At 41.3% G+C, this 13,346-nt stretch carries 10 protein-coding genes; 9 read left to right on the top strand and 1 reads right to left on the bottom strand.

The features are described 5' to 3' along the window. The first annotated feature begins 11 nt into the window (after positions 1 to 11). The 3 genes from tamL to accD all read left to right on the top strand — a co-directional run bounded on the left by tamL (position 12) and on the right by accD (position 4,626). A complete protein-coding gene (gene tamL, locus BUC17_RS03220) occupies positions 12 to 2,582 on the top strand; it encodes a translocation and assembly module lipoprotein TamL (protein ID WP_234977679.1) in 2,571 nt (856 codons plus the stop codon). Positions 2,583 to 2,630: 48 nt separating this feature from the next. Further along, positions 2,631 to 3,701 carry a class II fructose-bisphosphate aldolase gene (gene fbaA, locus BUC17_RS03225; RefSeq protein ID WP_073361553.1) on the top strand — a complete coding sequence of 357 codons (1,071 nt, stop codon included), beginning with the start codon at positions 2,631 to 2,633 and terminating at the stop codon, positions 3,699 to 3,701. 70 nt (positions 3,702 to 3,771) lie between these two features. After that, entirely contained in the window at positions 3,772 to 4,626 is an 855-nt protein-coding gene (accD, locus tag BUC17_RS03230; protein WP_073361555.1) for an acetyl-CoA carboxylase, carboxyltransferase subunit beta, read from the top strand. 77 nt (positions 4,627 to 4,703) lie between these two features. On the opposite strand, the gene BUC17_RS03235 is transcribed toward accD, so the two are convergent. Then, positions 4,704 to 5,948, bottom strand: coding sequence for an ABC transporter permease (locus BUC17_RS03235; RefSeq protein WP_073361671.1), 1,245 nt, complete (start codon positions 5,946 to 5,948; stop codon positions 4,704 to 4,706). A 142-nt stretch (positions 5,949 to 6,090) separates the two neighbouring features. Between BUC17_RS03235 and purH the strand changes: the two genes are divergently transcribed. The 6 genes from purH (at position 6,091) to rodA (ending at position 13,335) form a co-directional block, all read left to right on the top strand. Beyond that, a complete protein-coding gene (purH, locus tag BUC17_RS03240; RefSeq protein ID WP_073361557.1) occupies positions 6,091 to 7,617 on the top strand; it encodes a bifunctional phosphoribosylaminoimidazolecarboxamide formyltransferase/IMP cyclohydrolase in 1,527 nt (508 codons plus the stop codon). A 57-nt stretch (positions 7,618 to 7,674) separates the two neighbouring features. Beyond that, positions 7,675 to 8,703 carry a rod shape-determining protein gene (locus tag BUC17_RS03245; RefSeq protein ID WP_073361559.1) on the top strand — a complete coding sequence of 343 codons (1,029 nt, stop codon included), beginning with the start codon at positions 7,675 to 7,677 and terminating at the stop codon, positions 8,701 to 8,703. A 67-nt stretch (positions 8,704 to 8,770) separates the two neighbouring features. Beyond that, on the top strand, positions 8,771 to 9,604 hold the full coding sequence (mreC, locus tag BUC17_RS03250) for a rod shape-determining protein MreC (protein ID WP_073361562.1): 834 nt from the start codon (positions 8,771 to 8,773) through the stop codon (positions 9,602 to 9,604). Next, entirely contained in the window at positions 9,594 to 10,103 is a 510-nt protein-coding gene (locus BUC17_RS03255; protein WP_073361564.1) for a rod shape-determining protein MreD, read from the top strand. The genes mreC and BUC17_RS03255 overlap by 11 nt, the downstream gene beginning before the upstream one ends. Then, positions 10,100 to 12,073 carry a penicillin-binding protein 2 gene (gene mrdA, locus BUC17_RS03260; RefSeq protein WP_073361566.1) on the top strand — a complete coding sequence of 658 codons (1,974 nt, stop codon included), beginning with the start codon at positions 10,100 to 10,102 and terminating at the stop codon, positions 12,071 to 12,073. Before BUC17_RS03255 ends, mrdA begins: the two co-directional genes overlap by 4 nt. Further along, positions 12,070 to 13,335, top strand: a complete 1,266-nt coding sequence (gene rodA / locus BUC17_RS03265; protein WP_073361568.1) for a rod shape-determining protein RodA — start codon at positions 12,070 to 12,072, stop codon at positions 13,333 to 13,335. Before mrdA ends, rodA begins: the two co-directional genes overlap by 4 nt. The last annotated feature ends 11 nt before the right edge of the window (positions 13,336 to 13,346 follow it).

Below are 13,346 nucleotides of genomic sequence, written 5' to 3' on the forward strand. Positions count from 1 at the left end.
AAACGTTACTTTTGGATTTAAAATTTGAACCTTTGCGCGTCCACGTTACAAAAATAGCATTATTCACCGGAATCGTCCTTTTTCTTGTGGCCTGTAATGTTACCCAACGGGTTCCCAACAATAAACGGTTGTTGGTCAAGAATGAAATTGAAATCAACGGTAAACCCACGCGCGACGAAACCGTTTATGTGCAATTATACCAAAAACCCAACACGTCAATATTGGGGTATCGCCTTCGCTTGCAACTGTACAATTTGGCCAAGCAAAATGCCGATACCGCTTATAAACAATGGTTGCAACGAAAACCCAAACGACAAGAACGGCTGAATCGATTTTTGTCGGCCAAGCAAGTGGAGCGCTTAGGAAAATCATTTATCGTTTCGGGATTGAGTAATTTTTTGATGAAAACGGGAGAACCGCCTGCCTTGTTTGATTCGATCAGTACCCAAAAATCAATCAAACGGCTCAACTCATTTTACTACAACAAAGGTTATTTTGACGTAGCCACTACCATCGAAAAAGACACGTCAAAAGCAAAAAAAATTGGCATTCGTTACCGTGTCGACCTCAAAAAACCGTACCTAATTGACAGTTTGAAGCCCCAAATTTCGAGTCCCAAGCTCGATTCATTATTTCGGTTAACTGCGGCGCGCTCCCTCATCAAATCGGGCAAACCCTATGAAACCGAAACCCTCAACGCCGAACGGGACCGCATTACCTCTGAGTTTCGCAATAACGGCGCCTACCTTTTTCAACAAAACTACATACGGTACTCCCTAGACACCTTGGGGACGCAAAATAAAGTAAATGTACGTTTACTCATTAAAGACTACAGCTACCGCGAGAATGACACGGCCAAAACGGCTCCTTTTCAACTCTATACCATCAATAAAGTGGCCATTTTCACCGATCATTCGACCAGCAAAAACGAAATAAAAAGCAAAGACAGCGTTACGTACAAAGACTTTGTTTTGTACAGTGAAAAAAAATTAAAGTACCGTCCCAAAGCGATTACCGACGCGGTTTTTATCACCAAAGGGAGTTTGTTTTCAGACAACAATACCTCATTAACCACACGCTATTTGAGTAATTTACGGGTTTTCAAATACCCTACCATTCAATACCAACAAGACCCTAAGGACCCCAACGGATTGATTGCCAACATTTATTTGACTCCCAGAAAAAAATATACTTTTGGCGCCTCGGTTGATTTCACGCATTCGAATATTCAGGATTTTGGTATTTCGGGAAATACGTCTTTGGGAATTCGCAACGTCTTTAATGGGGCGGAAACGTTTGAAATTGGATTCCGCGGCAACGTAGGTTCCTCACAAGACTTGGCCAATCCGAACAATACTTTTTTCAATATTTCTGAAATCGGTTTGGATGCGAAGTTGAATTTCCCGCGTATCTTCTTTCTGTTCAATACCGAAAAAATCATTCCCAAAACTATGTTGCCTACGACGTCTATGACCATTGGTTATGCCAAACAACGCAACATCGGTTTGGACAAACAAAACTTTACGGGAACCTTTACCTACAATTGGACGCCCCGAAAAAACACCAACATTCGTTTTGACCTTTTAAATATTCAATTTGTAAAAAATGTGAATATTGGAAACTATTTCAATATTTATCGGTCTTCCTATGATGTATTAAATGTGTTGGCGTTAAATTACAATGCCGATCCCTCCTTTTTTGATGCCAATAACAATTTGATTATTGATGCCGGGGCCAATGGTTTTATCAATGCTGTTTTGGGTGCTAATCCCACCATAACGCCCTCTGCGACAGATTTGCGCACCATTCGCAGCATTGTAGAACGCCGCAAACGTTTGACCGAAAACAACCTCATCTTTGCCACCAACATTTCCTTTTATAAAACCACCAATCGCGGTGTCAATGACAATGATTTTTATTCCATCCGCACTAAATTTGAATCGGCGGGAAATATTTTGGCGTTGTTGGCCCGTGCCTCCAAACAATTGGAAACCCAAACAGGAGCCAATACCTTTTTTGATGTTGAATTTTCACAATACGTAAAAGGTGAAATCGAGTACATTAAACATTGGAAGTTGGCGGGAAAAAGTGTTATCGCCATTCGTTCTTTTGCTGGTTTGGCCGTTCCATATGGAAATTCCAACTCCATTCCGTTTTCACGAAGTTACTTTTCGGGAGGATCCAATGACAATCGCGCTTGGCAACCGTATAGTTTAGGCCCAGGAAGTAGCGGAGGGATCAACGATTTTAATGAGGCCAATATGAAGCTGGCGTTTAATGCGGAATACCGTTTTAATTTGTTTGGAAAATTCAATGGAGCACTCTTTGCCGATGCGGGTAATATTTGGAATGTATTTGACAACGTGGAGCAAGCTTCGTTTCAATTCAAAGGCTGGAAGTCAATGGATGAAATTGCGCTGGGGAGTGGCTTGGGGTTGCGCTATGACCAAGGCCTGTTTGTGGTGCGATTTGACATTGGTTTTAAAACCTACAATCCTTCGGAACAGATTGAAAACAAATGGCTGAGAGAGATCACCTTATCGAAGTCGGTACTAAATATCGGGATAAATTATCCGTTCTAATTTTTTTTATTTTTACTTTTGTCGCTTAACGATAAATACAACTACACCATGTCACACCACATTAAACCCGGAGTTGCTACCGGTGATGAAGTTCAAAAGATATTTGCTTACGCGAAAGAAAAAGGATTTGCTTTACCTGCCGTCAATGTTGTGGGTTCGAGTACGATCAACTGTACTTTAGAAACTGCTGCAAAATTGAAAGCTCCCGTTATTATTCAGTTTTCCAACGGTGGAGCGCAATTTAACGCCGGAAAAGGATTGTCAAATGCAGGCGAGCAAGCGGCTATTTTAGGAGCTGTGGCTGGTGCAAAACATATACATACTTTGGCTGAGGCTTACGGTGCGACAGTAATTTTACATACCGACCATTGTGCCAAAAAGTTATTGCCTTGGATTGATGGCTTGTTGGATGCGTCTGAAAAACATTTTGCCGAAACAGGAAAACCTTTGTTTTCTTCCCACATGATTGACTTATCGGAGGAGCCGTTGCATGAAAACATTGAAATCTGTCAACAATACTTAGCGCGAATGAGCAAAATGGGTATGACTTTGGAAATCGAACTTGGTATTACCGGAGGAGAAGAAGATGGCGTTGATAATTCTGATGTTGATAGCTCAAAACTCTATACACAGCCTTCGGAAGTTGCTTATGCCTATGAAGAATTAATGAAAGTTAGTCCTAAGTTCACCATTGCGGCCGCTTTTGGAAACGTACATGGAGTATACAAACCCGGAAACGTGAAACTTACGCCTAAAATCTTGAAAAATTCGCAAGATTATGTACAAGAAAAATACAACACAGGAGCCAACCCGATTGATTTTGTATTCCACGGCGGTTCAGGATCGACTTTAGAAGAAATTCGTGAAGCCATTTCGTATGGGGTTATCAAGATGAATATTGATACCGACCTTCAATTTGCCTTTACCGAAGGTATTCGCGATTATATGACTGGCAAAATCGACTACTTGAAAACACAAATCGGAAGTCCAGAAGGAGCCGACTCTCCGAATAAAAAACATTACGACCCCCGCAAATGGGTTCGTGAGGGTGAAGTCACATTCAATGCCCGTTTGGAGCAGGCTTTTGCTGACTTAAACAACGTAAATACCTTAATTTAAATTTTGAAATAACGCTTACACTACTTTATGAGATGTAAGCAACCATTTTCATGACCTAATACAACAAACTATGGCTTGGTTTAAACGTACAGAAAAAGGGATTAAAACCGCTACCGAAGAAAAGAAAGATGTTCCCAAAGGACTTTGGTATAAATCGCCTACGGGTAAAATTGTCGATGCCGATGAATTGGAGCGCAATTTATGGGTAAGTCCTGAAGATGATTTCCATGTGCGTATTGGAAGTAAAGAGTATTTTGAAATTCTTTTTGACAACAACGAATTCAAAGAATTGGATGCCAAGATGACGTCGAAAGACCCGCTGGGATTTGTAGATACCAAAAAATACTCCGAGCGATTGAAAGAAGTCATGGACAAAACCAAATTGAAAGATGCGGTACGTACAGCTGTAGGAAAATCTAAAGGAGAGGATTTGGTGGTCTGTTGTATGGACTTTGCTTTCATTGGCGGGTCGATGGGTGCTGTTGTGGGGGAAAAAATTGCCCGCGGTATTGATTATGCGATGCAACACAACATTCCCTTTATGATGATCTCTAAATCAGGAGGAGCGCGTATGATGGAAGCGGCATATTCGTTAATGCAATTGGCCAAAACCTCGGCTAAATTAGCGCAGTTGGCCGATAAAAAAATTCCTTACATTTCTTTATGTACCGACCCCACCACTGGAGGAACAACGGCCTCGTATGCAATGTTGGGCGACATTAACATCTCTGAACCAGGGGCCTTGATTGGTTTTGCTGGACCTCGTGTTGTTCGTGATACTACTGGAAAAGATTTACCCGAAGGTTTTCAAACCGCTGAATTTGTTTTGGAACACGGTTTCTTGGACTTTATCGCACACCGTAAAGAATTAAAAAACAAAGTAAATCTGTATTTAGATCTCATTTTGAATCGCCCCATTCGTTAAACGTTAGCATAAAATAAAAAAGCACGGTTTCCAACGACCGTGCTTTTCTTTTTATAACAAACTAACACAAATACAAATTACATTCCGCTGCGAATAGCTTCCACGGGGTCTAATCGTGCGGCAGAAATCGCAGGGAGAATTCCAGAAATCACTCCAATCAACACCGCCAAACCTGTTCCTTTCAGCACATTTCCTAGACTGAGGATAAATTCAAAATCTAAAGCAGAAGTCAAAAGAATCGTAAGCATCCAAACCAAGCCGATCCCTATCAATCCCCCGAAAAGACAGAGGATGACTGCTTCAAATAGAAACTGAAAAAGAATAAATCGGTTTTTGGCACCCAATGATTTTTGAATCCCAATCAAGTTGGTGCGTTCTTTCACGGATACGAACATGATATTGGCGACTCCAAATCCACCAACCAACAACGAGAATGCCGCAATAATCCAGCCTCCAATGTTCATCGAGCTGATAATTCCATCGATTAAATCGGTAAAACCAGAAAATACATTGATAAAGAAATTATTGTCTTCGTCGACTTTCATCCCGCGGTAGTTGCGCAACTTCTGGGTTAATTCGGCTTTAAAAGCTTCCATATCAACTCCTTTAACAGGCTTGATCACAATAACCGGCGTCATCGATTTGTTTTCGCCCAAAGCCCGACGGATAAAATTAACGGGGATGATAATTGAGGTATCGTCATTACCGAACATTCCATCACCTTTTTTCTCTAAAACGCCTACGATGGTAAACCGCTGGCCGTACATGCGCACTTGTTTCCCCAAAGGGTTTAATGTCCCAAAAAGTCCTTCGGCCAATTCGGCCCCTATAACCGCCACCGTAGCTCCCGAATTGGACTCAGAAGCATTGAAAAAACGTCCTTCCGTAAACTCAAACCCCTGAATATCAATAAAGGTATGCGTGACAGGCACCACATTGACGTTGGACATGGTTTTGTCTTCGTATTTCACATTTTCCCATTTTAAGAAAATTTGATACGATAGTTGTGCAGCATCGGGCAAGTTGTCTTGTAAATATTCGAACTCCGCATAATTAACATTTGGAAATTGCTCGCGTTTCCAGGCGGGTACAGACGAGGGACCAAAGGTATCGTTGAATAAATAAATGGTGTTTTTATCTAAGCTGCTTAATTCTTTTTTAATTTTTTGGTCTAAAGAATCGACAGCTGCCAATACAGCGATGATAGAAAAAATACCGATGGTGACCCCCAATAACGAAAGAAACGTACGCAATTTGTTATTGCGCAACGCATTCATGGCAAATCCGAAACTTTCGTTGAGTAACCGAAGGTATAAAAGCATACAACTTTTGTCTTTACACTCCATAAGTAGCGGTTTATCGGCAATTGTTACAAGCGAGACAAAATCTTCTTTTTTATTTTAAAATTCACTTGAAAAATAGGGTAAAAAAACGCTACTTTTGCGCCTTACTAAACACAACAACATGACGACTACAAAACCTATTCAGTCGGCCCTGATTTCGGTATTTTCGAAAGACGGTCTCGAGCCCATCGTTCGTAAACTTCACGAACTAAATGTTACCCTATATTCCACTGGCGGCACCGAAGAATTTATAAAAAACTTAGGGATTCCTGTGATTCCCGTTGAAGAGGTAACCGATTATCCTTCCATTTTAGGGGGACGTGTTAAAACCTTACATCCCAAAATCTTTGGGGGTATTTTGAACCGTCAAGACCATGCCACGGATGTAGAGGAAATGCAAACGTACAACATCCCGCAATTGGACTTGGTCATTGTGGATTTGTATCCTTTTGAAAAAACGGTTGCTTCGGGAGCTTCTGCTGCGGAGATTATTGAAAAAATTGATATTGGAGGAATTTCGCTGATTCGAGCAGCTGCCAAAAACTTTAAAGACACGGTCATTGTGCCTTCGGTCAACGAGTATCGTTTGTTTTTAGACCTTTTAGAAACGGGCCACGGGAGTACGACTTTGGAGCAACGTCAATTTTTGGCCGCGAGAGCTTTTCACACTTCATCGCATTACGATACGGCTATTTTCAATTATTTCAACCAAGAGGAGACTATTTTTAAAATGAGTTCCGATCAGGGTCAAACGTTGCGATACGGTGAAAACCCCCACCAAAAAGGATTTTTCTTTGGTAACTTTGAGGCCTTATTCACCAAAGCTCACGGCAAAGAATTGTCCTACAACAACCTTTTGGACGTAGATGCAGCGGTTAATCTCATTTTAGAATTCAAAGACAGTGCGCCCACTTTTGCCATCCTAAAACACAATAATGCCTGTGGTTTGGCTACCCGGGCAAGCATGAAAGAGGCGTATTTAGATGCATTAGCAGGCGATCCTACTTCCGCTTTTGGGGGCGTTTTAATCGCTAATAATACCATCGATACAGCGACAGCAGCAGAAATAAATCAACTTTTTTGCGAGGTGGTTATTGCCCCTTCATTTGAACCTGAGGCGCTAACCCTTTTGCAAGAAAAGAAAAATCGTATCCTTTTGGTGCAACACCCTACAGAATTACCCCAACAACAAGTTAGAACCTGTTTGAATGGTCTCTTAGTTCAAGATCGAAACGCGGTCACCGACACCAAAAACGGACTAACTTACGTGACCACAACGAAGCCCACCGAACAAGAAGTTGATGATTTATTGTTTGCCTCAAAAATTTGCAAAAACACCAAATCAAATACCATTGTCTTGGCCAAAAACGGTCAATTGATTGCTTCCGGCACGGGACAAACCTCACGCGTTGATGCGCTACGTCAAGCTATTGAGAAAGCGCGTTCCTTTGGATTTGACCTTAACGGTGCCGTGATGGCGAGTGATGCTTTTTTCCCTTTTCCGGATTGCGTAGAAATTGCCCATCATGCAGGAATTACCGCGGTTATTCAGCCAGGAGGTTCGATAAAAGATGAATTAAGCATCGCGTATTGCAACGAAAATAATGTTGCTATGGTATTTACAGGGACACGTCATTTCAAACATTAATTTTATTATTTTTGTGGGCTGATTCATAAATAACAAACTAACACCCTGTAACATCGTATGGGATTTTTCGATTTCATGACCGAGGATATCGCAATTGACCTTGGTACCGCTAATACCCTGATTATTCACAACGACAAAGTAGTCATCGACAGTCCGTCGATCGTTGCGCGCGATCGCATCACGGGAAAAATCACTGCGGTTGGTAAAGAAGCCAATATGATGCAGGGGAAGACGCATGAAAACATCAAAACCATTCGCCCGCTAAAGGATGGTGTTATTGCCGATTTTGCCGCTTCAGAAGAAATGATTAAAGCCTTTATCAAAAGTATCCCGGCTTTAAAGAAAAAAATGTTTACTCCTGCTTTGCGCATGGTGGTTTGTATTCCTTCGGGGATTACAGAAGTGGAAATGCGTGCGGTAAAAGAATCCTGTGAGCGCGTGAATGGAAAAGAAGTGTATTTGATTCACGAACCTATGGCAGCGGCTATCGGTATCGGTATTGATATTATGCAGCCCAAAGGAAACATGATTGTGGACATCGGTGGGGGAACCACTGAAATTGCAGTAATTGCCTTGGGAGGAATTGTTTGCGATAAATCCGTAAAAATTGCAGGTGACGTTTTTACAAACGATATCATCTATTACATGCGTACCCAACACAATTTGTTTGTAGGGGAAACAACCGCTGAAAAAATTAAAATTACCATTGGTGCAGCCACGGATTCGTTAGAATCACCTCCGGATGATATGTCGGTACAAGGTCGTGACTTGTTGACGGGGAAACCCAAACAAGTTGAAGTTTCTTTCCGAGAAATTGCCAAAGCATTAGACAAATCGATTCAACGAATTGAGGATGCGATTATGGAGACGCTTTCGCAAACGCCACCCGAACTTGCCGCTGATATTTACAATACCGGAATTTACTTAGCCGGTGGTGGATCGATGTTGCGTGGTTTGGACAAGCGAATTTCTTTAAAAACTGATCTTCCGGTGTATATTGCCGAAGATCCGCTGAAAGCCGTCGTTCGAGGAACGGGAATGGCGTTAAAAAACATACCGAAATTCAGAAGTATTCTTATCAAGTAATTTGATTTTTTTACTAATTTTAGAACACTTAATTACGGAATAGGAACAGGAATTTTTAGCGTAACTCATGCAGCAAATCTTTAATTTTATATTTAAAAACAGCTATCGTATGCTGTTTTTGCTGCTTATGGCGACAGCCATTTCGTTAACCATTCAATCCCACTCCTACCACAAAAGCAAAGTGATTAGCTCGGCTAATTTTTTGACAGGGGGAGTATACAAACAAATCAACAACGTCAACGAATACTTCAACCTACGCACGAAAAACGAAGAACTTGCGCTTGAAAATGCCCGGTTGAAAAGTATTTTATTCAACCGAAAGGATACGTTAAAAGTTCCTTTGTTGGACACCATTAAAGGCGTTAAAAAAACAGATTTAATTGTTGCCAAAGTCATTCACAACTCCTACAGCGCTCAGGTTAACTTCCTGACTTTAGATTCGGGAGCCAAAAACGGAATTCGCCCCGAGATGGGTGTAATCAATAGTTTGGGTATCGTAGGTATTGTTGAAAATGTGTCGCCCAACTATGCGACTGTTTTGAGTATTTTGAACACAGAATCTCCAATCAATGCCAAAATCAAGAAATCCAATCATATCGGTTCTTTGATTTGGAATGGAAAAAATACAGGCTTTGTTCAATTGATTGATGTGCCCCGATTAGCCTCGGTTCGTAAAGGCGACACCATTGTCACGGGCGGACAGTCTACCATTTTCCCTGAAAACATTAACATCGGTACCATTGAAAAGATTTACACCGATGACCAAACGAACTACTATACCCTTGATGTTCGATTGTTTAACGACATGACGAGTTTAGGGCATGTGTATATTATTCGCAATCGGGATCGTCAAGAAATATTAACCTTGGAAAAGAAAACACAAAAAAACAATGAACAGTAGTAGTTTACTTTTCAATTTGGCTCGCTTTGTGTTGCTCCTTTTGGCGCAGGTTGTGGTGTTTAACAACATTAACTTCTTGGGATTTATCAACCCGTATCCTTACATTTTATTTATTATTCTTTTCCCCGTGAATGGAAATAAATACGGATTACTTGGCGCTAGTTTTCTTTTGGGCATTCTCATGGATTTGTTTTGCAATTCGGGAGGTGTTCACACGGCAGCCTGCTTGATGTTGGCGTATATTCGACCTTCGATATTTAAGTTTTCCTTTGGTTTAAGTTATGAATACCAAACGGTAAAACTCAACGATGTACTCACGCCTGAACGGTTCTCATTTTTACTGATTGCTGTGGCGGTGCATCATTTGACTTTATTCCTTATCGAGGTGTTTACTTTGGAATTCTTTTGGAGTATCTTGGTGCGCACCCTTGTAAGTACTTTGTTTACCGTGATTTTGTGCATTTTGATCATTTACTTAATCAAGCCCAGTAAACGATGAGAAAGGTATTACTTCCCTCTTTGGTAATCATAACGGCTGCATTGTTATTGATTCGTATTTTCTATTTGCAAGTTATTGACGATTCGTTCAAACTCAAATCAGAAAATAACGCGATTAAAATCAAATACGACTACCCCGAACGCGGCTATGTGTATGATCGTAATGGAAAACTACTGATTGCCAATCAACCTTCGTACGACATCATGGTCGTTCCCCGTGAGGTAAAAAATATTGATACCCTTGAATTTTGCCGCTTATTGGATATTGACAAAGCCTTTTTCATCAAACGTCTAGAAAAAGCCCGCGTCTACAGTCCGATGCTTCCTTCTGTTTTTTTACCCCAATTGAACAAGTTGGAATACGCAGCCTTTCAAGAAAAAATCCGCAAATTCAACGGATTTTACATTCAAAAACGTTCTATTCGTGATTACCAAGTGAGTTATGGCGCCAATGTGTTTGGTTTTATCACCCAAGTAAACGAGGCCATCATCAAAAGCAACCCGTATTACAAACCGGGCGATTTGATTGGAAAACAAGGCATTGAACAAAGCTATGAGGAAGTACTCCGGGGACAAAAAGGGGTAAAACACATTTTACGAGACAAGTTCAATCGCGAAATCGGATCGTACAAAGAAGGGAAATACGATACGATTGCCAAACAAGGAAGTGACATTACCCTCACGATTGATGGCGATTTGCAAGAATACGGCGAGTTATTGATGACCAATAAATGGGGAGGTATAGTGGCTATTGAACCCAAAACGGGGGAAATTTTGGCCTTAGTCACCTCGCCCAATTACGATCCTGCGCTTTTGGTAGGCCGCCAACGCTCAAAAAACTATAATACCCTTTACCGCGATTCGATTGCCAAGCCTTTATATGATCGGGGGTTGTTGGCGCAATATACCCCAGGTTCTCCGTTTAAAATCCTAACCGGATTAATTGCCCTTCAGGAAGGTGTGATTAGTGACAGTACGCGTTTTGTATGTAACCACGGTTTTAGCTATGCCCGTGGACGATTTATGCGTTGCCACTGTTCGGGGGGTCCTGTACAACTTCATCGGGCCATTTATGAGTCGTGTAACACCTTTTTCTCTAGTTCATATATCCGTTTGATCAATAAATACAATGATCATGGCTATGGGGTTGACCTTTGGGCAAAACATCTTCGCAGTTTTGGTTTGGGCGATTTTATGGGCTATGACTTGCCCATTGGGGTTCGCGGAAATATCCCTACTTCCAAAATCTACAATCGTACCTATGCAGGATGGAAATGGGATGGAAAAACTATTGTTTCCAATGCCATTGGCCAAGGGGAGGTATTGATGAGTCCTTTGCAATTGGCTAATTTTATGGCTACCATTGCCAATCGCGGCTATTATTATACACCTCATATCATCAAAAAAATAAAGGGCGGCTCCATTGACCCCAAATTTCGAGAAAAGCATCAAACCACCATCGATCGTAAGTATTTTGACCCTATTATTGAAGGGATGCATGCGGTGTATGGCCCTGGGGGTACGGCTTCAGGATTGGGTGTAGAAGGGATTGAAATTTGCGGAAAAACAGGAACTGCTGAAAACTTTATGGTGATCAACGGCAAGCGAACCAAATTGCAAGACCACTCTATTTTTGTGGCTTTTGCCCCCAAGGACAACCCCAAGATTGCTATCGCTGTGTTTGTAGAAAATGGATATTGGGGAAAACGATGGGCGGGTCCGATTGCCACCTTGATGATTGAAAAATACCTGAAAGGAAAAATCACGCGCGCCGACTTTGAAAAGCGAATGCTTCAGGGAAGTTTACAAGATCAATACCAAAAATTATATCCCAAAAAACACCAAGATAGTATTAGTATTTTAAATGCACGCGTAAAAGACAGTCTCTTTAAAGTGAAAAAGCGACAAGATTCGATTGCCGGCAAAAAACCTGAAGTCAAACCCGATACGCTACGTAAAACTGTCCCATGAGAAACCAAAGCGTCACCAGCAACATCGATTGGATTAGTATCGTTATCTACTTTGTTTTGGTCATCTTAGGATGGTTAAACATTTATTCGTCCTCGTTGTCGGGGGCGCCAGAAGATGCCTCTATCTTTGATGTCAGCCAAATCTATGGGAAACAGTTTTTGTTCATTTTATTTTCTATCCCCATCATATTTACGGTTTTGGCGGTAGAAGCTAAATTCTACGAGAAGTATTCGATTATTATTTTTGCCGTTTCGCTACTCTCCTTACTGGGTTTGTTTGCCTTTGGAAAAGTTATCGCTGGACAGCGGTGTTGGTATGGTATCGGTAGTTTTACCTTACAGCCTTCGGAGTTTGCCAAAGCAGCAACTTCCTTAGCATTGGCGAAGTATTTGAGCGACGTACAAGTCAACCTCCGGGAAATGCAACGGCAATTACAAGCCTTATTTATCGTTTTTCTTCCGGTAATGTTGATCCTTCCCCAACCCGATCCGGGAAGTGCATTAATCTATTTTGTGTTCTTTTTTGTTTTGTACCGCGAAGGATTACCGGGTTGGTATTTGGTTACAGGTTTTATCGCCATTCTATTGTTTATTCTCACTTTGGCGACGAATAATCCTTATATCGTAATCGGACTTACTGCATTGGCGTTGGTGGTTAATTATTACCGCAGTCGATTGGTTGATCGCAACATTTTTGCCAGTATTCTCATGTTTTTTATGGTTACGGCATTTACGTTTTCGGTAAATTTTGTGTTTAATAATGTATTTAAACAACACCACCGCGATCGTTTTAATATCTTGTTAGGGAAAGAAGTCGATTTAAAAGGAGTCGGTTACAACACCAACCAATCGGAAATTGCCATTGGTTCGGGAGGATGGTTTGGAAAAGGATATTTGGAAGGTACACAAACCAAAGGGGGATTTGTTCCTGAGCAACATACCGACTACATTTTCACTACGGTAGGTGAAGAATGGGGCTTTTTGGGAAGCTTAATGGTTATCGCCCTTTTTGCGGGATTAATTTTACGCATTATTTACTTGGCAGAACGACAAAAAACAAAGTTTAGTCGGGTCTATGGGTATTGTGTGGCGGGCATATTGTTTATCCACTTTTTTGTAAATATTGCTATGGTAATTGGAATCTTTCCTACCATTGGTGTCCCACTACCCTTCTTTTCCTATGGAGGATCTGGACTCTGGGGCTTTACCATTCTCCTTTTTATTTTCCTGAAAATGGATGCCAATAAAGTCAATGAATGGTAAGCCTTTTTCCC

Origin of the sequence: Flavobacterium fontis, from assembly GCF_900129405.1 — a bacterium.
GTDB lineage: Bacteria > Bacteroidota > Bacteroidia > Flavobacteriales > Flavobacteriaceae > Flavobacterium > Flavobacterium fontis.